General features: G+C 64.8%; 20 protein-coding genes. 16 read left to right on the top strand and 4 right to left on the bottom strand.

The window, feature by feature from the left end:
- Window positions 1-12 precede the first annotated feature (12 nt).
- Entirely contained in the window at window positions 13-2,670 is a 2,658-nt protein-coding gene (locus LB516_RS24465) for an autotransporter outer membrane beta-barrel domain-containing protein (RefSeq protein WP_411969430.1), read from the bottom strand.
- 355 nt (window positions 2,671-3,025) lie between these two features.
- Between LB516_RS24465 and LB516_RS24460 the strand changes: the two genes are divergently transcribed.
- Together LB516_RS24460 and xylB are read left to right on the top strand one after the other, a co-directional pair.
- On the top strand, window positions 3,026-4,351 hold the full coding sequence (locus tag LB516_RS24460) for a tetratricopeptide repeat protein (protein WP_224720497.1): 1,326 nt from the start codon (window positions 3,026-3,028) through the stop codon (window positions 4,349-4,351).
- A gap of 80 nt (window positions 4,352-4,431) precedes the next feature.
- Entirely contained in the window at window positions 4,432-5,886 is a 1,455-nt protein-coding gene (xylB, locus tag LB516_RS24455) for a xylulokinase (protein WP_224683087.1), read from the top strand.
- Between the two features lie 299 nt (window positions 5,887-6,185).
- Here the strand turns inward: xylB and LB516_RS24450 are convergent, their stop codons facing one another.
- Window positions 6,186-6,548, bottom strand: coding sequence for a nuclear transport factor 2 family protein (locus tag LB516_RS24450; protein WP_224683088.1), 363 nt, complete (start codon window positions 6,546-6,548; stop codon window positions 6,186-6,188).
- Between the two features lie 113 nt (window positions 6,549-6,661).
- On the opposite strand from LB516_RS24450, the gene xylA reads away from it, so the two are divergent.
- Together xylA and LB516_RS24440 are read left to right on the top strand one after the other, a co-directional pair.
- Window positions 6,662-7,987, top strand: a complete 1,326-nt coding sequence (gene xylA, locus LB516_RS24445; RefSeq protein WP_140620573.1) for a xylose isomerase — start codon at window positions 6,662-6,664, stop codon at window positions 7,985-7,987.
- A gap of 208 nt (window positions 7,988-8,195) precedes the next feature.
- Window positions 8,196-8,405, top strand: a complete 210-nt coding sequence (locus tag LB516_RS24440) for a hypothetical protein (RefSeq protein ID WP_015314600.1) — start codon at window positions 8,196-8,198, stop codon at window positions 8,403-8,405.
- An 11-nt stretch (window positions 8,406-8,416) separates the two neighbouring features.
- Here LB516_RS24440 and LB516_RS24435 read toward each other — a convergent pair whose 3' ends face one another.
- A complete protein-coding gene (locus tag LB516_RS24435) occupies window positions 8,417-9,394 on the bottom strand; it encodes a GlxA family transcriptional regulator (protein WP_140875927.1) in 978 nt (325 codons plus the stop codon).
- A gap of 79 nt (window positions 9,395-9,473) precedes the next feature.
- Here LB516_RS24435 and LB516_RS24430 point away from each other — a divergent pair, with 79 nt between their 5' ends.
- The 7 genes from LB516_RS24430 (at window position 9,474) to LB516_RS24400 (ending at window position 17,314) form a co-directional block, all read left to right on the top strand.
- Window positions 9,474-10,391, top strand: a complete 918-nt coding sequence (locus LB516_RS24430; protein WP_023772124.1) for a 3-keto-5-aminohexanoate cleavage protein — start codon at window positions 9,474-9,476, stop codon at window positions 10,389-10,391.
- Between the two features lie 22 nt (window positions 10,392-10,413).
- Entirely contained in the window at window positions 10,414-11,043 is a 630-nt protein-coding gene (locus tag LB516_RS24425; RefSeq protein ID WP_140719360.1) for an HD domain-containing protein, read from the top strand.
- Window positions 11,040-12,134, top strand: coding sequence for a carnitine 3-dehydrogenase (locus LB516_RS24420; protein WP_224584213.1), 1,095 nt, complete (start codon window positions 11,040-11,042; stop codon window positions 12,132-12,134). The genes LB516_RS24425 and LB516_RS24420 overlap by 4 nt, the downstream gene beginning before the upstream one ends.
- Before the next feature lie 4 nt (window positions 12,135-12,138).
- Window positions 12,139-13,302 (top strand): acyl-CoA dehydrogenase family protein, encoded by a 1,164-nt coding sequence (locus tag LB516_RS24415; RefSeq protein ID WP_023772121.1) that lies wholly within the window; start codon window positions 12,139-12,141, stop codon window positions 13,300-13,302.
- A gap of 3 nt (window positions 13,303-13,305) precedes the next feature.
- The gene (locus LB516_RS24410; RefSeq protein WP_141907452.1) at window positions 13,306-15,384 is read left to right on the top strand and encodes an acetate--CoA ligase family protein; all 2,079 of its coding nucleotides are present in this window, start codon (window positions 13,306-13,308) and stop codon (window positions 15,382-15,384) included.
- Window positions 15,377-16,159 (top strand): carnitinyl-CoA dehydratase, encoded by a 783-nt coding sequence (locus tag LB516_RS24405; protein ID WP_140620564.1) that lies wholly within the window; start codon window positions 15,377-15,379, stop codon window positions 16,157-16,159. Before LB516_RS24410 ends, LB516_RS24405 begins: the two co-directional genes overlap by 8 nt.
- A 216-nt stretch (window positions 16,160-16,375) precedes the next feature.
- Window positions 16,376-17,314 (top strand): alpha/beta hydrolase, encoded by a 939-nt coding sequence (locus LB516_RS24400; RefSeq protein ID WP_224720496.1) that lies wholly within the window; start codon window positions 16,376-16,378, stop codon window positions 17,312-17,314.
- A gap of 20 nt (window positions 17,315-17,334) precedes the next feature.
- On the opposite strand, the gene LB516_RS24395 is transcribed toward LB516_RS24400, so the two are convergent.
- Complete coding sequence (locus LB516_RS24395) at window positions 17,335-18,036, bottom strand: GntR family transcriptional regulator (RefSeq protein WP_224720495.1); 702 nt, start codon at window positions 18,034-18,036, stop codon at window positions 17,335-17,337.
- A gap of 215 nt (window positions 18,037-18,251) precedes the next feature.
- On the opposite strand from LB516_RS24395, the gene LB516_RS24390 reads away from it, so the two are divergent.
- From LB516_RS24390 to ggt, 5 genes are all read left to right on the top strand, one after another.
- Window positions 18,252-19,292, top strand: a complete 1,041-nt coding sequence (locus LB516_RS24390) for an ABC transporter substrate-binding protein (protein ID WP_015314610.1) — start codon at window positions 18,252-18,254, stop codon at window positions 19,290-19,292.
- Window positions 19,293-19,366: 74 nt separating this feature from the next.
- Window positions 19,367-20,452, top strand: coding sequence for an ABC transporter ATP-binding protein (locus LB516_RS24385; RefSeq protein ID WP_140620556.1), 1,086 nt, complete (start codon window positions 19,367-19,369; stop codon window positions 20,450-20,452).
- Window positions 20,449-21,375 (top strand): ABC transporter permease, encoded by a 927-nt coding sequence (locus LB516_RS24380; RefSeq protein ID WP_140620554.1) that lies wholly within the window; start codon window positions 20,449-20,451, stop codon window positions 21,373-21,375. Before LB516_RS24385 ends, LB516_RS24380 begins: the two co-directional genes overlap by 4 nt.
- Window positions 21,372-22,172, top strand: coding sequence for an ABC transporter permease (locus LB516_RS24375; protein ID WP_224720494.1), 801 nt, complete (start codon window positions 21,372-21,374; stop codon window positions 22,170-22,172). Before LB516_RS24380 ends, LB516_RS24375 begins: the two co-directional genes overlap by 4 nt.
- Before the next feature lie 64 nt (window positions 22,173-22,236).
- The gene (ggt, locus tag LB516_RS24370; RefSeq protein WP_224720493.1) at window positions 22,237-23,823 is read left to right on the top strand and encodes a gamma-glutamyltransferase; all 1,587 of its coding nucleotides are present in this window, start codon (window positions 22,237-22,239) and stop codon (window positions 23,821-23,823) included.
- Window positions 23,824-23,980: the final 157 nt, after the last annotated feature.

Below are 23,980 nucleotides of genomic sequence, written 5' to 3'. Positions count from 1 at the left end.
GCCCGGAGGGCCTCACCATTTAACGCTGAAGCCCAGATTGCCCTCGAGGATGCGGCGTTTGTCGCCGCCGAGATTGGTGGTGTAGTCGCCGGTGGCGAAGATGCTGACCTTGTCGGTCACCTTGGCGACAATACCGCCGCCGAACTCGAACGAGGTTGACCTGCCCTCCGTCGAGATGTCGGTGGTGTCGAAGCTGACACGATCGGTGCCGCCAAAATCATGCCAGATATTGGCCTTGAGGTAGGGCTGCAGCGCTATGCCATTGACAGCGGACTCGCCCTGCAGCCGAGCCCCGATCCGGCCGGTGACGCTGCCCTCGCTATCGAAGGAAACCGACGAGAAACGATCCTTGGCATCGTCGAGCGACAGATGCTGCCAGATCAGTTGCGCCTGCGGTTCGAGCGTCCAGCCCTGCGCCAGCGCAATGCGATAGCCGCCCTCCAGCGAGGCGGTGACACCTGTTCCGCCAATGTCGATGCCGACATCGCGCGACGACGTCGCGTCGCCGCCGAAGAAGGTGGCCATGAGGACGCCGTCGAGGTACCAGCCGCCTTGGCCGATGCGGGTCCAGTAACCGCCGACGCTGGTGCCGCTGAGATCGATGCCGCCGACGGACAGATCATTCTGCCCCAGCGCCTGGCCGCGCACATCGCCCTTCATGCTGGCATAGGCGACGAACAGGCCGGCGCGATCGATCCCGCCCGACGCGGTTTCGCGTCCGAAGACGTCGAAGCCCGCCTGCAGGCCGAACAAGGTGCCGTCGAAGGACGGCGACACCGTTCCCGACCAGCCCATCTTCGCGTCCTGGCCGTAGATGCGGCCCCAGACCGGCGACAGCTCCGTGTTCGACAACAGGCTCTGTTCGCCGCGCCGCTCATGGAAGGTGCCAAGTGTCGTCATCGCCAGATGCTCGGCCACAGGCGGCACCGCGGAATAGACCGGCACCTCGACGCGATAGAGCAGGATTTCCTCCCCTGCCGCGGGCATCGGAAGATCGGGCACGGCGGTCGGGACCGGCGGGGGCGGTGGCGGTGGATCAGCCGCCGGCGCCGGCGGCGGCAGTGGCGGCGGCACGGGCACCGGATCGCTAGCCTGCACGGGCGGCGTCGGGTCGGCCGGCGGAGTGTTGATATCGCCCTCGGTCGGCGCCGGCACCGGCGGCAGCGCGGATGGCGGCGGCGGAGGTTCGGTCTCGGGCGGCACCGGTTCCGGCGCGGGTGTTGGTTCTGCCGCCGGCGGCGCCGCGGCCGGCGATGTCGGCGTTATCAGCGACGAGCGCAGATACCAGTTCTCCGCGCTGCCTGCGGTGACGCCACCCTTGAACAGATAATATTCGAAGGCGCCTGCCGCGACCGGCACGTCGAGCGCGAAGGCGCTTGAGGTGGAGGTGGCGCCGTTGACCGCCTGGACGACCATGATGCCGTCCTGCATCGTTTCGGCCCCCGCGCCGCCGACATTGACCACCGCGATGCCGGTCGAGCCGGAAGCCGTGCCGCCCGAAAGCACCAGCCTGTCCGACGCCGACGAATCATCGCCGAGCTCGGTCTGGATGAGCAGCAGGCCGCCGAGCCCGGTGTAATTGCCCGAAATCATCAGCCGGTCCGTCGCGCCGGTACTGCCATTGGTCAGGTCGATGCGGCCTGCATTGACGACGTCCGCAAGCTGGCCCGACGTAAAGGCCTGGATCGATGCGTTGAAGCCGCCGCCATAGAGCGTGCTCGCGGCATCGACATTGAGCGATCCCGTGCCGGTGCCGCTGTCTCCAAGCACGAGATTGCCGTCCAGCGTGAGCTGGGTGTCGTTGGTGGCGTCGACGGTCTCCCAGTTCTGGATCCGGCTGATGCCGTCGAGCTTGACGTTATCGAAGGTCAGCGTATCGGTGCCGAGACCGCCATTCAGCGCGTCGGCGCCGCCCAGATTGGCTTTGGTCAGGTTGCTCAGCTTTGCCGTATCGTTGTCGCCGCCGAGGTCGACGGCGCCATAGATGATGCCGCCGCCATTCCACACGAAATTGTCCGCGCCGAAGCTCATCAGCACATCGCCGCCGACGGTGCCGCCCGTGATCGTCACGCTGTCGTTGCCGCCGCTGACGCTGATGTTGCCGCCGATCGTGCCGCCGGAGAGAATGATGGTGTCCTGGTCGAAGCCGGTGACCAGGTTGCGGTCGATGATGCCGCCCGACATGTTGAAATAGTTCTTGTCGAGCTTCATGTTGACGCGGCCGATGCGGCCGTCGGTGATCACGGCACGGTCGCCGTCGTCGAAGAAATCGACGATGCGCCCGCCGGTCATGGTGAAGGTGTCCAGCCCGTCGCCCTGGTTCAGCGAACCGACCTGGCCGCCGCTCATGTTGAAGTCGTCGATGCCGGCGCCCTGCTGGACATTGCCGGCGACGGTGCCGCCGCCGATGGTGAAGAAATCCGTGCCGTCGCCCTGATCGACCGTGCCGGTGATGGTGCCTGACTGCATGTTGATGCGGTCCGTGCCCGGGCCGAAGGTGACGTTACCGCTCACCTGGCCGGTGCCGCCGGCGGGAAAGTTCAGCGTGTTGTTGCCGATGGTGTCGTTGAGGCTGCCGCCCGAATCGCCACTATCGCAAGTGAAGACGTCATTGCCCGGAGACGGAACCAGCAGGCATGCCGCCAGGGCCGCGGAGTTCGGCAGCAACATAAGGGTCGTAGTTGCAAGTAAGCTAATAAACCCAGCATTGATCCGCCTGGGCTTTCGCTGCAGCAAAGAAACAGCCCTGCCAATGTGCTCCGAACCGCTGTTCGGAACCTGTATTTCAAAATGCCGCATCGCGTCCCCTCTCAGATCGCGATTTCAAGCCCCTTACCCGCGCCGCAATCAAGCCACAATTCGTCCAGTTTTACAAAGCCTATTCTGTCTCCCATGGTTGATGAACTGCAAAAATGTCTGACATGCCGCGGCGCGACTCGTGAAATGGCGTAGCCGTGGCCTATGCTTTAAGATCACGCTGGACCGTGGGCATCATGCCCATCGGGCCTCGACCGGGGACTCTCGCATGGCCATCAGGGACGCATTTGGCCTGGCATTTTCGGGCGCGACGGAAGCTGGATTCGCGCCCTACGGCCAGGCCGTGCGCGAATTGCAGTGTTTCATTGGCGATCCCGTGAAATCCGTCGATCGCGCCATCGCGCAGGACCCCGGTTTTGTCATGGCGCATGTCTTCAAGGGCTACCTTTTCGGCCTTGCCACCGAACCGGAGGCGACGGCCGTGGCCAGGATCTGCCACGAGGCGGCGCTGCCGCTTGCCGCGACAACGCGTGAGCGGGCGCATGTCTCGGCCCTCGGCCACCTCGCCAACGGGCGCTGGCATCAGGCCTCCGGCATTCTGCGGGACATAGCGATCGATTTTCCGCTCGACGCCGTGGCGCTCCAGGTCGGACACCAGGTCGATTTCTTCACCGGCAACGCCCGCATGCTGCGCGACCGCATCGCCCGCGCCCTGCCGTCATGGCAGGCGGACATGCCGGGGTATCACGCCATTCTCGGCATGCAGGCCTTCGGGCTCGAAGAGATGGCTGAGTATGCGCAGGCCGAAAGGCTCGGCCGTACGGCGGTCGAGATCGAACCGCGCGATGGCTGGGCGCAACATGCGGTCGCGCATGTGATGGAGATGCAAAGCCGGCAAAGGGACGGCATCGCCTGGATGCGTACCGATCCCGAAGCCTGGACGAAGGAGAGCTTCCTCCAGGTCCACAATTGGTGGCACCTGGCGCTGTTCCACTACGATCTCGGCGAGACCGGCGAGGTGCTGGCGCTCTATGACGGGCCGATCTATGGCAGCAGATCGACGCTGGCGCTCAACATGGTCGATGCATCGGCGATCCTGTGGCGGCTTCATCTCGGCGGCGTCGATGTCGGCGACCGCTGGACGGCGCTGGCCGCCAATTGGGTGCCCAAGGCCGCTGCCTCCATCTACGCCTTCAACGACGCCCACGCGATGATGGCCTTTGTCGGCGCCGGGCTCGATGCTCCGGCCCGGACCTTGCTGGAGGCACAGCGCGAAGCGATGCGGGGCGGTGACGACAATGCCGCTTTCACGCGGGATGTCGGCCATCCCCTGACGCTTGCGATCAAGGCGTTCGGAGAGGGCAACTACGCCGAAACCATCCGACTGATCCGGCCGATCCGGGCCATCGCCCATCGATTTGGCGGCAGCCACGCGCAGCGCAACGTCATCGATCTGACGCTGATAGAAGCCGCCCTGCGTGCCGGCGACGGTGCACTGGCCAGGGCGCTGACGACGGAGCGTTCGGCCGTACGCCCGGACAGTCCGCTGTCGGCGCTGTTTTCGAGACGTGCCGCCGATTTGTCAGAGAATTGACCCGGAGCGGATCTTGCCTTAAAAACTGGCTCAAACATATTTTTCGGGTTCCGAAAAAAATAAGAACGTGGGAGGAAACCATGTATCTCGGCCTCGACCTGGGCACATCGGGCGTCAAGGCGCTGCTGATCGATGCCGGACAGGGCGTCATCGGCTCCGGCCATGGCACGCTTGATGTTTCTCGCCCTCATCCGGGCTGGTCCGAGCAGGATCCCCTGCACTGGATACGCGCCTGCGAAGATGCGATCGCCGACCTGAAGGCGGCACATCCCGGGCAGTTCGCGGCAGTCAAGGGCATCGGCCTGTCGGGCCAGATGCATGGCGCGACCTTGCTCGATGCGGCCGATCAGGTGTTGCGCCCCTGCATCCTGTGGAACGATACGCGCAGCCATGTCGAGGCGGCGGCACTGGACGCCGATCCGCGCTTCCGCGCGCTCACCGGCAACATCGTCTTTCCCGGCTTCACCGCGCCCAAGCTCGCCTGGGTGAAGAACAACGAACCCGCTGTCTTCGCCAAGGTGGCAAGGGTGCTTTTGCCCAAGGATTTCCTGCGGCTCTGGCTGACCGGCGACTACATGTCGGAAATGTCGGATTCGGCCGGCACATCCTGGCTCGATGTCGGCAAGCGGCGCTGGTCTTCCGAGTTGCTCGCTGCGACCTCGCTTGAGGAAAAGCAGATGCCGTCGCTGGTCGAGGGCACGGAAAAGGCCGGCGCCCTGCGCGCCGAACTCGCGTCGCGGTGGGGCATCGCGGCCGGCACTCCGGTGGCTGGCGGGGCCGGCGACAATGCGGCTTCCGCCTGCGGCATGGGCACGGTCGGCGCCGGCCACGCTTTTGTCTCGCTCGGCACATCGGGTGTGCTGTTTGCCGCCAACGCCGCCTATCTGCCCAACCCGGCCAGCGCGGTGCACACCTTCTGCCATGCGCTGCCCAACACCTGGCACCAGATGGGCGTCATCCTGTCGGCAACCGATTCGCTCAACTGGCTGTCGGAGATCACGGGCAAGGGCGCGGGCGAACTGACATCGGAACTCGGCGAGACGCTGAAGGCGCCGACCGGCGTATCCTTCCTGCCCTATCTCTCGGGCGAGCGGACGCCACACAATGATTCCGCCATTCGCGGTTCGTTCACAGGCCTGGCGCATGAATCGGGCCGCGCAGTGCTGACACAGGCCGTGCTCGAAGGCGTCGCCTTTGCCTTCCGCGACAGCCTGGAGGCATTGAAAACCGCCGGCACGACCTTGACGCGCGTGACCGCGATCGGCGGCGGCTCGCGCTCGCGCTACTGGCTGAAGGCGATCGCCACCGCGCTGCAATTGCCGGTGGATATTCCGGCTGATGGCGATTTCGGCGCTGCGTTTGGAGCGGCCAGACTTGGCCTGATCGCCGCGACCGGCGCCGATCCGCTGGCCGTGTGCTCCGCGCCGAGGACAGATGCCACGATCGAGCCGGATGCAGCTCTTGGCGGCGCCTTCGCCGATGCCTATCACCGCTACCGCGCGCTCTATCCGGCGATCAAGGCCGTAACCGCGTGAGTTGGCGCTTGTCCCATTCCTTTCGTCCGGGCGCTGGCGCTGCCCCTCACCTGCCTGCCGGCATCCTCTCCCCGTATAGAGACGGGGAGAGGGGCGCTGTCATTGCTGGTTTCGCCAATCACCAACGTCGCAGGAAAGGCGTCGAGATTGCCGCCGGCCCCCTTCTCCCCGTCACTATACGGGGAGAAGTGCCCGGCAGGGCGATGAGGGGCGGCGCCGACTTCGCCAATCGGTCCCCTCTACAGATTGGACAAGCAACTACTGTAAGCGTGGGAGCCACTCAACTTGCCAGCAAGACCTCACTGCGCCGGCACCTTGTCGAGGAAGCCGGTGACGCTCTTCAGGCGGCCGTTCTCGATGATGCCGATGTCGGTGCCTTCGATGACGGAAGCAGTGCCCTCGGGCCCGAGATTCCAGGAGAAGCGGATCTTGTCGGCAAAGCCGTCCGGCGTGCCCTTCAGCGAGAAGCGGAAGCCGGCAAAGCGCTGCTGGACGCCGCCGATCAGCGCCGCGACGCCTTCATGGCCGTCGCCCTGCATGAGCGGATCACGATAGCTGACGTCCTCGGTGAAGACAGCCTTGAGCAAGGCCGCCCGGCGGTCGGCATCGCTTTCGTTCCAGGCGGTGATGTAGTTCAGGGCGATCGCGTTGAGGTCGGTCATGGTCTGTCTCCTTCGTTTGACGGTTTTGACAGGACCGTTTTCGACCAGCGCCGGCGTGAAACCAATTACGCCTGAGGTAATCGGGCAAACCTATCTTGGAGAGGAAGAGAACCATGAGCAGCGGCTTTTTCGGCGATATCCAGACAATCAAATATGAAGGACCGGATTCGACCAATCCGCTGGCCTACCGTTTCTACAATCCCGACGAAGTGGTGGCCGGCAAGCGGCTGGAAGACCATCTGCGCTTTGCCGTCGCCTACTGGCATTCCTTCGCCTGGCCGGGCGGCGACCCGTTCGGCGGCCAGACCTTCGACCGTCCCTGGTTCCCCAAGGCTGGCGGCGTCGACACGATGGAATTGGCGAAGCTGAAGGCGGATGTCGCCTTCGAGATGTTCTCGCTGCTCGGCGCTCCCTATTTCTGCTTTCACGACGCCGATGTACGGCCCGAGGGCAAGGATTTTTCCGAAAGTGCGGCCCGCCTCGATGAGATCGCCGATTATTTCGCCGGCAAGATGAAGCAGACCGGCGTCAAGCTTTTGTGGGGCACGGCGAACCTGTTCTCCAACCGCCGCTTCATGTCGGGCGCGGCGACCAATCCCGATCCGGATGTGTTCGCCTACGCGGCGGCGACGGTAAAGAGGTGCATCGACGTCACCAAGCGGCTGAAGGGCGAGAATTACGTGCTGTGGGGCGGGCGCGAGGGTTATGAGACGCTGCTCAACACCGACCTTGCCCGCGAGCAGGAACAGGCTGGCCGTTTCCTGAACCTCGTCGTCGACTACAAGCACAAGATCGGCTTCAAGGGCACGATCCTGATCGAGCCGAAGCCGCAGGAGCCGACAAAACACCAGTATGACTACGACGTCGCGACCGTCTACGGCTTCCTCAAGCGCTTCGGCCTGGAGAAGGAGGTCAAGCTCAACATCGAGCAGGGCCACGCCATCCTGGCAGGCCACTCCTTCGAGCACGAACTGGCGCTGGCCAATGCACTCGGCGTCTTCGGCTCGATCGACATGAACCGCAACGACTACCAGTCGGGCTGGGACACCGACCAGTTCCCCAACAACGTGCCGGAAATGGCGCTGGCATATTACCAGGTGCTCCAGGCCGGCGGTTTCAAGACCGGCGGCACCAATTTCGACGCCAAGCTGCGCCGCCAGTCGCTCGACCCGCAGGACCTGCTGATCGGCCATATCGGCGGCATGGATTCCTGCGCGCGCGGCCTCAAGGCGGCAGCGAAGATGGTAGAGGACAAGGCGCTGTCGGGTCCGCTCGCCGAGCGCTATGCCGGCTGGAACAGCGCCGAGGCCAAGGCGATGCTGTCAGGCAAGCGGACGCTGGAAGAGATCGCCGAGCGCGTGGTGAAGAAGAAGATCGAGCCGCAACCGCGCTCCGGCCGCCAGGAACTGCTCGAAAACATCGTCAACCGCTACGTCTGACGCTGCCTGACCGTCGGCAATCCAAGCCGGCGCACTATGCGATTCGAAAGCTTGGCGCGCGGAAACTTTCTGCGCGCCATGCTGAAATCGACGACAAGGTTTTGCCCCTTGCCGCCTCTCAATGACCTCGCTCTTGCCTTCAAACTGCCGTCACGAATCTCGTATAGGTATGGCTCGTGGCGGGAGAGGAAGAAGGAGGCGAACCGATATGCAGAACGAACGTGAAATCGACGCCCTGCTCTCACCTGGCGAGGCCGGATCGATCATCGACCGGCTGATGGCAATGCCGCATCCCAGGGATGGCGCGCGCCGGTCCAACGAATGGGATCGTGCTGTTGCCAGCCGTTTCGAGACCCATCTGGCCAGACAGATGCGCTCGCAGATCGATGGCGGCAGCGACCGGCAAAACGCCGCCTGAGCCGCCTGGATTCAACCTCGGCGAAGCCTGACAGGGGCTTCGCCAAAAGCCCTTGAAAATGCTCTCGAAAAGGCCGCAGCAGACGAGAACCCCGTCCGCCCGGCGATATCCGCCATGGCGATCCGCGTGTCGACAACGAGCCGGCGCGCGGCGCCCAGGCGCAGCCTGAGATAGTAGGCGCCCGGCGTCTCGCCGATCGACTTGCGAAAGATGCTTTCCAGGGTGCGCGCCGTCACCCCGGCGCGCTTGGCCACCGCGTCGATGGTCAGCGGCTGGTCGACATGCGCTTCCATCAAGCGGATCGCTTGCGCCAGCCGCGGATCGTAGCCGTCGAGCCGGCCGAGCGAGACCAGCGGCTGGGCATCAGTCGCGGCACGCGCCTGGTCGTAGATGAAGACGCTGGCGACATCGAGCGCCACCGCCATGCCGAGCCGCGTGCGAATCAAGTGCAGCATCAGGTCGAAGGTCGGCGAGGCGCCGCCCGAGGTGAACACCGGCCCGTCGATGACATAGCGGTCCGGCCGGACATCGACGCCGGGAAAAGCCGACGAAAAATCCTCCATGTCTTCCCAATGGGTGGTGGCGCTGCGGCCCTCCAGCAGGCCGGCGCGCGCCACCAGCCAGGTGCCGGCCTCGACGCCGCCGCACGCGCGGGCCGCCCGCGCCGCCCTCCGCAAGCCTGAAAGCAGAGCCGACGTCGCGTAATTCTGGGTGCCAAAACCGGCGACGACGACGAGAACGTCGGTCGTCTCCTTGGCGTCGAAACGGCCGCTGACCGCCACCGGCAGGCCGCAGGTGGTAACCGGCGCCTCGCCTGTCACCGAGACCAGCTTGAAATCGAACAGGGTTTCGCCGGAAATGCGATTGGCGGCCCGCAGCGGGTCGACGGCGGAGGCGACGCACATGATCGAGGAGCCGGAAAACACCAGGAACGTTACCTTGAGGGTCTCACGTTCGGCGCGAAAGACAGATTTTTCGCTTTTGATCATGTGGCCTTCGTAAAACGCAAAGCAGCTTTGATCAAGTCGAGCGATGGTAGTGGCTGTTTCGAATGGGAGGAGAGTTTCGATGCCGCTCGCGATGAACCGTGAGGTTTTCATTACCTGTGCCGTGACCGGGTCCGGCGGCTCGCAGGATCGCTCACCCCACGTACCGCGCTCGCCCAAGCAGATCGCCGATTCGGCGATCGACGCGGCCAAGGCCGGCGCTGCCATCGTCCATTGCCATGTGCGCGACCCCGAAACCGGCAAGCCCAGGCGCGACGTGCATCTCTACCGCGAGGTGACCGAGCGCATCCGCGCGGCGGATGTCGACGTCATCCTGAACCTCACCGCCGGTATGGGCGGAGACATGGTGTTCGGCTCGCCCGAAGCGCCGCTGCCGCTCAACGAAAAAGGCACCGACATGGGCGGCGCCACCAACCGCATGGAACATGTGCGCCAGTGCCTGCCGGAAATCTGCACGCTCGACTGCGGCACCATGAATTTCGCCGAGGCCGACTATGTCATGACCAACACGCCCGGCATGCTGCGCGCCATGGGCGGCATGATGACGGCGCTCGGCGTCAAGCCGGAAATCGAGGCCTTCGACACCGGACATCTCTGGTTCGCCAAGCAACTGGTCGAGGAAAAGGTGCTCGATCCGGACGCGCTGGTGCAGCTCTGCATGGGCGTGCCGTGGGGGGCGCCCGACGATCTCAATACCTTCATGGCGATGGTCAACAACGTGCCGTCGACATGGAACTGGTCGGCTTTCGCCATCGGCCGCAACCAGATGGCCTACGCCGCTGCCGCCGTGCTCGCCGGCGGCAATGTCCGCGTCGGCCTCGAGGACAATCTGTGGCTCGACAAGGGCGTGCTGGCGACCAATGCGCAATTGGTCGAGCGTGCCGCCTCGATCGTCACCAATCTCGGCGCCCGGATCCTGGGGCCGGAAGAAGTGCGCAAGAAGCTCAACCTGACCAAGCGAGCGCCGATCGCGGCATAAATTATTCGCAGGGAGGGTCGATATGGCTACTGTAAAATTCACCGCCATGAAGGATGGCGACAGGCAAGACTACGAGTTCCTGACCGCGCACGAGATCGACTACGCGGCCAGGACCGGCGAGCGGCTGCTCGACGCGCTGGTGCAGCTCGACGAAGGCCTGTCCGGCTACAAGATCACGCGGCTGGGTCATTCGCTGCAGGCGGCGACGCGGGCCTGGCGCGACGGCGCCGACACCGACTGGATAGCCTGTGCGCTTCTGCACGACATCGGCGACATCTACGCGCCCTACAATCACGACGAATACGCCGCTTCGATCCTGAAACCTTTCGTGCGCGAGCAATGCACCTGGGTGGTGGAGAAGCATGGCGACTTCCAGCGCCTCTATTACGCCCACCATCTCGGCGGCAATCGCCATGCGCGCGACCGCTTCGCCGGTCATGCCTATTTCGACGATTGCGACCAGTTTTGCGAACGCTGGGACCAGTCGAGCTTCGACCCTGACTATGAGACACTGCCGATCGACTTCTTCCGGCCGTTCGTGCTCGAAGTCTTCGCCCGCAAAGCCTACGACCCCTCGGTCATCCGCGCCGGCGAGCGCGTGCCTCTCGCCGATCCCGAAACCGCCAGGACAAGAACCGGAGCCTCTCAATGAGCATCATCAACAAGGCGGCCGCCATCGGCGGCGGGGTCATCGGCGCCGGCTGGGTGGCGCGGCTCCTGCTCAACGGCATCGACGTGTCGATCTTCGATCCCGATCCCGAAGCTTCGCGCAAGGTCTCGGAAGTGATGAAGGGCGCGCGCCGCGCCTATAGGCAGATGGTGCCGGGCGGCCTGCCCAAAGAGGGCAAGCTGACCTTCGCCAAGACGATCGCCGAGGCGGTCGCGGATGCCGACTTCGTCCAGGAAAGCGTGCCGGAACGGCTCGACCTAAAGCACAAGGTGCTGGCCGAGATCGACACCCACGCGCCGGCCAACGCCATCGTCGGCTCCTCGACCTCGGGCATCAAGCCGACCGACATGCAGGTGGCGATGAAGAGGCACCCGGAACGGCTGGTCGTCGGCCATCCGTTCAACCCGGTCTATCTGCTGCCGCTGGTCGAGATCGTCGGCGGCGACCAGACCTTCCCCGAAGCCATCGAAGTCGCCAAGGAGATCTATGCCTCGATCGGCATGAAGCCGGTCGTCATCCGCAAGGAGATCGAGGCTTTCGTCGGCGACCGCCTGCTCGAAGCCGCCTGGCGCGAGGCACTGTGGCTGATCAAGGACGGGATCTGCACGGTCGAGGAACTCGACGACATCATGCGCTACGGCTTCGGCCTGCGCTGGGCGCAGATGGGCATGTTCCAGGTCTATCGCGTTGCCGGCGGCGAGGCCGGCATGCGCCACTTCATGGCGCAGTTCGGGCCCTGCCTGAAATGGCCGTGGACCAAACTGATGGACGTGCCGGAGTTCAACGACGAACTGGTCGACCTGATCGCCACCCAGTCTGACGACCAGGCGCACGGCCTGTCGATCCGCGAACTGGAAAAGATCCGCGACGACAATCTGGTCGCGATCATGGATGCGCTGTCGAAGCAGAACAAGGGCAAGGGCTGGGGCGCCGGCGCGCTGCACAAGGATTACACAAGACAGCTCGCCAAGCTGGCGGCGAAGAAGCCCGTGGCCTCAAAGGCAGCGGAAAGGGCCAGGGCCGCCAAGCCAGTGAAGAAAGCCGAAAAGCCGAAGAAAAAGAAGAAGGGCTGAGACCATGGATTTCGGTCTTTCGGAAGAGCAGAAACTCATTGTCGAGACGACGCGCGCCTTCGTCGAGAATGAGCTTTATCCGCACGAGCGCGAGGTCGAGCGCACTGGCGTGCTGCGCCGCGAGCTGATCGAGGAGATCAAGGCGAAGGCGATCGAGGCGGGCCTCTATGCCGCTAACATGCCTGCCGATGTCGGCGGCGCGGGGCTCGATACGGTGACCTGGCTGCTCTACGAGAAGGAACTGGGCCGCGCCAATTACGCACTGCATTGGACCTGCGTGGCGCGCCCCTCCAACATCCTGCTCGCCGGCACGCCGGAGCAGCGCGAAAAATATCTTTTCCCCTGCATCCGCGGCGAGAAATGGGACTGCCTGGCGATGACCGAGCCGGGCGCCGGCTCCGACCTGCGCGGCATGAAGGCGACCGCCGTGCAGGACGGCGACGACTGGGTGCTGAACGGCACCAAGCATTTTATCTCCCACGCCGATCTCGCCGATTTCGCCATCGTCTTCATGGCCTCGGGCGAAGAGGATTCACCGCGCGGAAAGCGCAAGAAGATCACCGCCTTCTTCGTCGACAAGGGCACCAAGGGATTCACGGTGCGCGACGGCTATCGCAATGTCTCGCATCGCGGCTACACCAACGCCATCCTCGAATTCGACGATTGCCGCCTGCCGGCATCCCAGGTTCTGGGCGAGGTGCACAAGGGCTTCGACGTCGCCAATTCCTGGCTCGGCGCCACGCGGCTGCAGGTCGGCGCCACCTGCCTCGGCCGTGCCGAGCGAGCGCTCGGCCATGCGGTCGAATATGCCGCGCAGCGCCAGCAGTTCGGCCAGCAGATCGGCAAATTCCAGGGCGTGTCGTTCAAGCTCGCCGACATGGCGACGGAACTCAAGGCCGCCGACCTGATGGTGTTCGAAGCCGGCTGGAAGTACGATCAGGGAACCGTCACCGACCAGGACATGGCCATGGCCAAGCTGAAGGCCACCGAAATGCTCGCCTTCGTTGCCGACGAGGCCATCCAGATCCATGGTGGCATGGGGCTGATGGACGATCTGCCGCTGGAGCGCATCTGGCGCGACGCCCGCGTCGAACGCATCTGGGAAGGCACGTCGGAGATTCAGCGACATATTATTTCGCGGGCGCTGCTGCGCCCGTTCGGGGCTTGATCGATGCATAAACTTGAACGCCTCCTGCGCCCCAAATCGATCGCCGTGTTCGGCGGCGTGCAGGCCGCCGCCGTCGTCGCGCAATCGATCAAGATGGGCTTTGCCGGCGAGATCTGGCCGGTGCACCCAACCAAGGACGAAGTGGCCGGACGCAAGGCCTACCGATCCATCGCCGATTTGCCCGGCGCGCCGGACGCCGCCTTTGTCGGCGTCAACCGGCACCTCACCATCGAGGTGGTCAAGGCGCTGGCCGAACGCGGCGCCGGCGGCGCCGTCTGCTTTGCCGCCGGCTTCCTCGAGACCGAGGCCTATGACGAGGACGGCGAAAGGCTGCAGGCCGAACTGGTGGCCGCCGCCGGCCAGATGCCGATCATCGGACCGAACTGCTACGGCCTGATCAATTATGCGGACGGCGCGCTTTTGTGGCCAGACCAGCATGGCGGCATCAGGCTGGAAGGCGGCGGCAAGGGTGTCGCCATCATCACCCAGTCGTCCAACATCGCCATCAACATGACGATGCAGAAGCGCGGCCTACCGATCGCCTTCCTGATGACCGCCGGCAACCAGGCGCAGACCGGCCTGTCCGAAATGGCGCTCGGCCTGATCGAGGACGAGCGCGTCACCGCGCTTGGCCTGCACATCGAGGCGTTCGATTCGGTAGCCGGCTTCGAGCGCCTGGCGGCAAGGGCACGTGAGCTCAAGAAGCCGATCATCGCCATGAAGGTCGGCCGCTCCGAACAGGCGCGGCAGGCAACCGTCTCGCACACCGCTTCGCTTGCCGGCTCGGACGCTGCTTCCGGCGCCTTCCTGAAGCGGCTTGGCATCGCTCGCGTCGATTCCATCCCCTCCTTCATCGAGGCGCTGAAGCTGCTGCACATCACCGGCCCGCTGCCTGGCTATACCTTGTCGTCGATGAGCTGTTCGGGCGGCGAGGCATCGGTCATGGCCGACAGCGCCGAAGGCCGATGGGTCAACTTCCCGGTCCTGAACGACACCCATCGCGCCCATGTCAAATCGACGCTAGGGCCGCTGGTCGCGGTGGCCAATCCCCTGGACTATCACACCTTCATCTGGAACAACGAGCCGGCGATGACCGCCACCTTCACCGCCATGGTGTCGGGCGGCTTCGACCTCAACATGCTGGTGCTCGACTTCCCGCGTCCCGATCGCTGCTCGGTGACCGACTGGTGGGCGACGCTGCGCGCTTTCGAATCGGCGCTGAAGACCAACAAGGCGCGTGGCGCCATCGTCTCCTCGCTGCCGGAGAACCTGCCGGAGGAATACACCGCCGAGCTGATGGCGCGCGGCATGGTGCCGCTTTTCGGCATTTCCGAAGCGATGGACGCCGCCCAGGCGGCGGCCTTCATCGGCTGGGCCTGGCGCGAGCCGCAGGCGCAGCCGGTGGATACATCGGCGTCGGGCGCGGCCGGTGGCGATCATGTTACGCCCGACGAGGCGCAAGCCAAGGCGCGGCTGATCAAGGCCGGGCTTCCAGTGCCAAAAGGCGAACGCGCCGGCAATGCGGTCGAAGCGGTGATCTCGTCCATGGCGCTCGGCTTCCCCGTCGCCCTGAAGGCGCTTGGCGTCACCCACAAATCCGAGGTGGGCGCCGTCAGGCTGAACCTCAAGGACGCCGAATCGGTCAGCACCGCGGCGCATGACCTGTTGCCGCTCGGCACCGGGCTCTATGTCGAGCGCATGGTGCGCGACGGCGTCGCCGAACTGATCGTCGGCTTCACCCGCGATCCGATGTTCGGCGCCGTGATGACGCTGGGCACTGGCGGCGTGCTGGTCGAATTGCTGCGCGACAGCGTCACGCTGATGCTGCCGGCAACGCGCGACGACATCGAGGCCGCACTGCGCGGCCTGAAACTGTTCCCGCTGCTCGAGGGCTATCGCGGCCGGCCGAAGGCCGATCTCGCGGCCGCCATCGACGCCATCGCGGGCATTGCCGGTTTCGTGCAGGAGAATGCCGGCGAGATCGAGGAACTCGACATCAATCCACTGATCGTCTGCTCCGAGGGCAAGGGCGCCTGGATCGCCGATGCATTGCTGGTGCTGGGAGAAAACAAGAATGTCTGACGTCATTTCGACCCGCCGCGAAGGCTTGATCCTCGAGGTCACGCTCGACCGCCCCAAGGCCAATGCCATCGACCTGAAAACCTCGCGGCTGATGGGTGAAACCTTCAAGGCGTTCCGCGACGATCCCGACCTGCGCGTCGCCATCGTCAAGACCGCCGGCGACAAGTTCTTCAGCGCCGGCTGGGACCTGAAGGCCGCCGCGAGCGGCGACGCGGTCGACGGCGACTATGGCGTCGGCGGTTTCGCCGGTCTGCAGGAACTGCGCGACCTGAACAAGCCGGTCATCGCCTGCGTCAACGGCATGGCGGTGGGCGGCGGCTTCGAGCTGGCGCTGTCCTGCGATCTCATCTACGCCTCCGATCATTCCTCCTTCGCGCTGCCCGAAATCCGCGCCGGCACGCTGGCCGACGCGGCGACGATCAAGCTGCCGAAGCGCATCCCCTATCATGTCGCCATGGACCTTTTGCTCACCGGCCGCTGGATGGATGTCGCCGAGGCGCATCGCTGGGGCCTGGTCAACGAGGTGCTGCCCAAGGAAAAGCTCGAGGACCGCGTCTGGGAGATCGCCCGGCTGCTCGCCAGCGGCCCGCCGCTGGTGTTCGCAGCGATCAAGGAGACCGCGCGGGTGGCGGAATCGCTGACCTTCCAGGAGGCGATGAACAAGGTGACGCGCCGGCAGTTGCCGACGGTCGATGCGCTCTATGGGTCGGAGGACGGCATGGAGGGTTTCCGCGCCTTTGCGGAGAAGCGGGAGCCGGTTTGGAAGGGGAGATAGCTCGCCGACGATGATGTTCCGTCACACCCCCCTCTGGCCTGCCGGCCATCTCCCCCGCAAGGGGGGAGATCGGATGACGTTTCCGCCTTCGCCAATCGCCAGCGCTGCGACAAAAGCACCGCAGGCGAAGCTGCCAATCTCCCCCCTTGCGGGGGAGATGGCCGGCAGGCCAGAGGGGGGTGCCTGGGCTCGATCTTCGAAGTCGGTCCAAGCAGCATGACCGACTACAGCAAACTCATCGACGCCGAGACCTGGGCCTTCATCGAGCGGACGAATTCCTATTATCCGCCCGACACGATCGATTACACGATCGTGCAGCAGCGCGAGATCTACGATCGCATGTGCAGCGAGTTCTTTGCCGGCTACCCGCAGGGTGTGACGGTCGAGACGACCGCCATCACCACACCTGTCGACAACATACCGATCCGCATCTACCGCAACGCAAAGCCGGACCATGCCGCCATGGTGCTCTACTTCCATGGCGGGGGCTTCATCCTCGGCGGGCTGGACAGCCATGACGACGTCTGCGCCGAGCTTTGCGGCCGCACCGGTTATGAGGTGGTCTCGGTCGACTACCGGCTGGCGCCGGAGCATCTGCATCCGGCCGCTTTCGACGACGCGATGAGCGCTTTCGAATGGGCCGCCGGGACCTACGACCGCCCGGTCTTGCTGTGCGGCGACAGCGCTGGCGGCAATCTTTGCGCCGCCGTTGCGCACGCGACACGTGGCCACGCGAAAAAGCCGATCGGCCAGGTGCTGATCTATCCCGGTCTCGGTGGCGATCGCGCGCGCGGCTCCTATGTGACGCATGCCGAAGCGCCGATGCTGACGGTGCGCGACCTTGAATTCTACAAATACGTCCGTACCGGCGGCGTGGACCAGACCGGTGACATCACGCTGTATCCGCTGGCCGATGCCGATTTCGCCAATCTGCCGCCGACCATGCTGATCACCGCCCAGTGCGACCCGCTGTCATCCGATGGCGAGGCTTATCGCGATCGCATCGTCGCGGCAGGCGGGCGCGCCACCTGGTTCGAGGAGCCCGGCCTGGTGCACGGCTATCTCAGGGCTCGGCATACCGTTGGCCGCGCCCGCGCGAGCTTCACCCGGATCGTCGACGCGGTGGCCACGCTCGGAAAGGGCGGCTTAACCTAGTAGGACGAATGGCTGTCCGCTCAGGACGCCTTGGCCAGGAAGGTCTGATAATCCGATTTCGCCTGCAGCAGGCGCAGCACGTTCTCGCGCGAACCGCGCACATGCGCGCGGGCCAGCGCGCCGGCGCGGCTGATATCATTTGCGCAGATCGCCTCGACGATCTCGGCGTGTTCGTCGCGGGCGATCTTCCATTCATCGAGCCACAAGAGTTCGGTCCAGACATAGTGCTGGCACTTGTCGAGGATGCCGCACAGCATGCCATGCAGCATGACATTGCCGCTGATCTCGGCAATGACGCGGTGGAGATCGATGCCGACCTCCAGTTCCTGGAATTTTTCCCGCGTCGTGCGGTCGGGAATGGCGGCCAGCCGCTCGCATTCGGCCAGCATGGCGCGTAGCCGCGCCTTGTCCTTCTCGGCCGCGGCGGCCGCCGCCAATTCCGTCGCATGACCGTCGAGCAGTTCGCGGATGGCGAAGGCCTCGCGGAACATGTTGATGTCGAACTCGGTGACGGCATAGCCCTGGCGCGGCCGGCCGGTGACCAGCCCGTCGCGCTCCAGGCGGTTGAAGGCTTCGCGCACGGGGGTGCGGCTGACATTGAGTTTCGCCGCGATGTCGCTTTCGGTGACGCGTGAACCCGGCGGAATCTGGCCGGTCACGATCATCGCCTTGAGCGCGGAATAGACCGAGTCGCGCAGCGTGTTTTTTGGTTCCTTGGCCAAGTTCCGTTTCCAGTTCTCCGGCCGCTTTAGCCGGACATCGCCTCGTTTGTAGTCGCAGTCGGCGTAATTTGCCACGCCCCGCGGCGCCGTCCCTACCGTCCAACCGATCGCGCCCGTCGCAGTTGACAACACCGATCTCTCGGCTACATTCCAAATTGTATACAAAATCGCATGCCAAATCAAAAACAAATGGGAACACCGGTCGGAGAACCGAAATGAACAGGACCACCAGCTTTAGAACTCTAGCGATAGCCGGGCTCATTGCCTCCGTGGCAGTGCCCGCGGTCGCCGCCGACACGATCACCGTCGCCTCATGGGGCGGCACCTATCAGGAGGCACAGACCAAGGCCTTCTTCAAGCCGACCGCCGATGCGCTCGGCATCACCATCAAGGAAGACACGACCAACGGCCTCGATGACGTACGCCTGCAGGTGACCGGCAATGCGGTGAAATGGGACATCACCGAACTCGGCGCCGACGAATGCGCGCGCGGCTCGAAGGAAGGGCTGTTCGAAAAGCTGGATTACGGCATCATCGACAAGAGCGGCATCAACCCCAAGCTGGTGCATGACGACTGGGTCGGCATTTCCTACACGTCCGTCGTGCTGATCTACCGGACCGACGTTTTCGGCGACAAGGGCCCGAAGACATGGGCCGACTTCTGGAACGTGGAAAAGTTTCCGGGACGGCGTGCGCTGAGCAGCAGCCAGGCGACGGAGACGCTGAGCGTCGCAGCACTTGCCTCCGGCCTGCCGATCGACAAGGTCTATCCCGTCGACATCGACGGCGCGCTGAAATCGGTCGACAAGATCCGTGGCCATGTCGACGCCTGGTGGACCTCCGGCGCCCAGGCCATGCAACTGGTGAAGGATGGCGAAGTCGACATGGCGAGCATCTGGAACGGCCGCGCGGGCACTTTGAAGAAGGAAGGCGCGCCGGTCAGCTTCTCCTTCGACCAGGGCGTGCTCACCGCCGATTGCATGGTCATTCCCAAGGGCGCCAAGAACAAGGACGCGGCGATGAAGGCGCTGGCCATGTTCGTCAGCCCGCAACTGCAGGCCAATCTGCCGCTCTATGTCGACAATGGACCGGTGAACGAGAAGGCCTTCGAAACCGGCAAGATCCCGCCGGAGCGGATCAAGGACATCAATTCGGCGCCCGAAAACGTCAAGAAGCAGGTGTTGCAGGATGCCGCATTCTGGCGCGACAACCTCGTCGAGGCGACGGAGAAGTTCAACAATCTGATCCAGCAATAGGCCGGAATCCCGACCTTGCGGGACGGCATCAGCGCCGCCCCGCTCCTTCAGTCTCTGCTTCGGAGATAACGATCTTGTCCATTGCACCATCCGCGCTGCCGATCGGCATGCGCGCGATCGAGAAACGATTTGGCAGCGTGCCGGTGCTGCGCGACCTGAACCTCGATGTCGAGGCCGGCGAGTTCCTGACGCTGCTTGGGCCTTCGGGCTCGGGGAAGACGACGCTGCTGATGATCCTGGCCGGTTTCGTGCGAGCCAATGGCGGATCGATCAAGGTCGGCGGCGACGAGATCATCACCACGCCGCCGCACCGGCGCAATATCGGCATGGTGTTCCAGAACTATGCGCTGTTTCCGCATATGAACGTCTTCCACAACATCGCCTTTCCGCTGAAGCAGCGCGGCGTCGGTGTGACAGAGACAGCGCAGCGGGTGGAGAAGGCGCTGGAGCTGGTGAAGCTGCATGGCCTGGGCGAGCGCCGGGTGGACCAGCTTTCCGGCGGCCAGCGCCAGCGCGTGGCCCTGGCGCGCGCCATCGTCTTCGAGCCGCGCATCGTCTTGATGGACGAACCGCTGTCGGCGCTCGACAAGGGCCTGCGCGAGCATATGCAGATCGAATTGCGTGCGCTTCATCGCCGTCTCGGCATGACCACGGTCTATGTCACGCACGACCAGCGCGAAGCCATCACCATGTCGGACCGTATCGCGGTGATGAACGGTGGCCGCATCGAACAGCTCGACAGGCCCGAAACGCTTTATGCCGCGCCGAAGACGCAATTCGTAGCCGGCTTCATCGGCGAATCGAACTTCATCCCGGTCGAAAGCCGCAATGGCTCGGTCTGGTATGAGGACAGGCTGATCCAGACCGGCGCACCGACGCCGCCGGCCGGTCCGCATCTGATGGTGGTGCGGCCGGAGAAGCTGCGGCTGGTCACGGCATCCGACCCGTCGACCGGCGTCAATGTGCTCGATGCGACGGTCAGCGACATCATCTACCAGGGCGACAGTTTCGTCTGCTATGCCAGCCTGCGCGACGGCCGCCAGCTGACGCTGCGCGACTATTGCCGCAGCGACGTGCTGGCAAGGCTGCCGGCGCCGGGCCAGCCGATCACGCTCGGCCTCGATGCCAAGGACACGATCCTGGTGGCGGCCGAGGGATGAGCGCGCAGTCCGCCTTCGTGACGGAGACCGCCCGCCCGGCAGGGCAGGACCTGAACGCGCAGGCCCTGCGCGCCGATGCGCGGCGCGAGTCATTGCGGCTGCTGGCGCTGCTGGCGCCGAGCCTGTTCCTTGTCTGCGCGATCATCATCGTGCCGATCGGCTGGCTGTTCTGGCTGTCGCTGTTCGACGAGACCGGCGCCTTGAGCGCCGCCAACTATGCGCGTTTCTTCGAGCAGGCCTCCTACATCAGGACCTTCATCACCACCTTCGAGGTCGCCTTCATCGTCACCGGCGCCTGCGTGCTAACAGGCTATCCCCTGGCCTACATGTTGTCGCAGCTGCCGCGCCGGGCCGCATCGATCTGCCTGATCTTCGTCATCCTGCCGTTCTGGACGTCGGTGCTGGTGCGCACCTATGCCTGGCTGGTGATCCTGCAGCGCAAGGGCCTGATCAACAGCTGGCTCATCGATCTCGGCGTGATCAGCCAGCCGCTGTCGCTGGCCAACAATTTTTCGGGCGTCGTCATCGGCATGACGCACATATTGCTGCCGTTTCTGGTTTTGCCGCTCTATGCCTCGATGAAGACGATCGACACCGACTGCCTGCGCGCCGGCATGAACCTCGGCGCCGGCCCGGCCGCCACCTTCCGGCAGATCTTCTTTCCGCTGTCGGTGCCGGGCCTCGCCTCCGGCGTGGTCATCGTCTTCGTGCTGTGCCTCGGTTTCTTCGTGACGCCGGCGCTGATGGGTGGCGGCAAGGTGGTGATGTGGGCGATGCGCATGGAGCAGACCACCAGCCTCTATTCCAACTGGGGCGCCGGTGCGGCACTCGGCGTGGTGCTGCTGGTGGTCACGCTGGCGCTTCTCGGCCTGTTCCAGTGGCTGCTCGGCGCGCGGGCCACCGGCGTATGGAGTTCGCGATGAGTGAAGATATCGGATTGCCGATCTCGCATCGGCAACGGCTGTGGCTCTACGCCTTCGGCGGCCTCGTGCTGCTGTTCCTGATCGCGCCGTCGGTCATCATCGTCATCATGTCGTTCTCGGATTCGACGCTGCTGCAATTTCCGCCGCGGCAATGGTCGCTTCGTTGGTACCAGAGCTATTTCCAGTCGCTGGAATGGCGCGACGCCACCATCGTGTCGGTGAACGTCGCGGTCATGACCGCGCTGGTGGCGACGCCGCTCGGCACTGCCGCCGCCTATGCGATCAACCGGGGCACGCTGCGCTTCAACGGCGCGATCAACGCGCTGCTCACGGCGTCGCTGATCATCCCGGTGATCCTGGTCGGCATCGGCACCTTCTTCCTCTATGCGCGCATCGGCCTCAACAACACGCTGACCGGCCTGGTCATCGCGCATACGGTACAGGCGCTGCCGCTGGTGGTGCTGACGGTGCTGTCGGGCCTGCGCTCCTACGACATGAACCAGGAGCGGGTGGCGCGCAGCCTGGGCGCGGGACGCGTCGCTGCCTTCTGGCAGGTGACGATGCCGCAGATCCGCTTCTCGATCGTCTCGGGCGCGCTGTTTGCCTTCATCACCTCCTTCGACGAAGTTGTCGTCTCGCTGTTCATCTCGGGCGGGGAGACCACGACACTGACGCGCCGCATGTTCAACGCGCTGCGCGACCAGATCGACCCGACCATCGCCGCCATCTCGACTTGCCTGATCGTGCTATCTGTCGCGCTGTTGTCACTGGCGCAGATCTTCGGCCGCCGGCATTGATTCCGTCGGACCCATTCGCTTCAAGTGACCCATTTTTTCAAGATACCGGGGATATCCAGACCAGATGCGTGATTTCCAGTTTCCCGGCCGCTCGCCGGTTCGTGCCACGGAAGCGATTGCCGCGACATCGCATCCGCTCTCGACGCTTGCGGCCATCGAGATGCTGCGCGCCGGCGGCAATGCCATGGATGCCGCCATCTGCGCCGCCGCCGTGCAGGGCGTGGTCGAGCCGCAATCGACGGGGATAGGCGGCGATTGCTTTGTCCTCTACTGCCCCAAGGGGCAAAGCGAAGTGCTGGCTTTCAACGGCTCGGGGCGTGCGCCGGCGGCCGCGACCGTCAACTGGTATCGCGACAAGGGGTTTAGCGAGCTTCCCAAACAGGGGCCGCATGCGGTGACCGTGCCGGGCGCCATCGACGCCTGGTGCCGGCTGCTGGAGGACCATGGCAGCAAGGGCTTGGCCGAAGTGCTGGCGCCGGCGATCCACTATGCCGAGAACGGCTATGTCGTGCACGACCGCGTCGCCTTCGACTGGGCCGAACCCGAAACCGATCTTTCCGCCGACGAGCATGCCGCGCGCATCTTCCTGCCGGGCGGCATGGCGCCGAAGGCCGGCGACGTGCACAAGCAGCCCGCGTTGGCCGCCACTCTCCGGGTGATCGCCAAACAGGGCCGCGCCGGGTTCTACGAAGGCGCGATCGCCGACGACATGGTGCGCCGGCTCAAGGAGCTGGGCGGGCTGCACACGGCGGACGATTTCGCCGCGACCAGGGGCGACTATGTGGCGCCGGTGAGCGTCAGCTATGGCGGCCACGAGATCCACCAGATGCCGCCGAACAACCAGGGGCTGACGGCGCTTTTGATGCTGAACGTGCTGTCGGGCTTCAAGCTCGGTGGGCTCGACCCTAACGGCGCCGAGCGCCTGCACCTGGAGATCGAGGCCGGGCGGCTGGCCTATCGCGACCGCGACCGTTTCGTCGGCGACCAGGACCATGTCCCGGTGCCGGTGAGGCAGCTTCTCTCGGCCGCCTATGCCGACCGGCTGCGCGCCGAGATCGACCGCGAGCGCGCCATGACCCATTTGCCCGACGTGCAGCTGCCGGGCAGCGACACGGTCTATATCTCGGTCGTCGACCGCGACCGCAACGCGGTCTCCTTCATCAACTCGACCTATTATTCCTTCGGCAGCGGCGTTGTCGGCCCCAAGACCGGCGTCGTGCTGCAGAACCGCGGCTCGAGCTTCCGCCTCGATCCGGCCCACCCCAACGCCATCGCGCCCAGCAAGCGGCCGATGCACACGATCATGCCCGGCATGGCGACCAAAAACGGCCGCGTGGTGATGCCGTTCGGCGTCATGGGCGGCGGCTACCAGCCCTTCGGCCATGTCCATCTTCTGACCAACATGATCGATTTCGGCATGGACCCGCAGCAAGCGCTCGACGCGCCGCGCGTGTTCTACAATGACGGTATGGTGGAGGCGGAGCGCAACGTGCCCGCCGAGGCGGTCGAAGGCCTGCGGCGGCGCGGCCACGCCATCACCGAGCCGCACCATCCGCTCGGCGGCGGCCAGGCGGTGCTGATCGACTGGGAAAAGGGAACGCTGACGGGGGCATCCGATCCGCGCAAGGACGGGATGGCGCTGGGGTATTGAGGAACTACCGGGCGCGGGCGCTGCCCCTCACCTGCCTGCCGGCATCCTCTCCCCGTATAGTGACGGGGAGAGGGGACACTTGTCCGAACCGGATAGATAGGTAACAGAATGGACCGATAGCATGGGTGACAGTTTTCTTGTCCGCCGGAGGACCGGC

This window comes from Mesorhizobium sp. CO1-1-7 (assembly GCF_020164885.1).
Classification (GTDB): domain Bacteria; phylum Pseudomonadota; class Alphaproteobacteria; order Rhizobiales; family Rhizobiaceae; genus Mesorhizobium; species Mesorhizobium australicum.
Note: the sequence above shows the minus strand (reverse complement) of the source record. Positions and strands in the feature narration are given on the sequence as shown.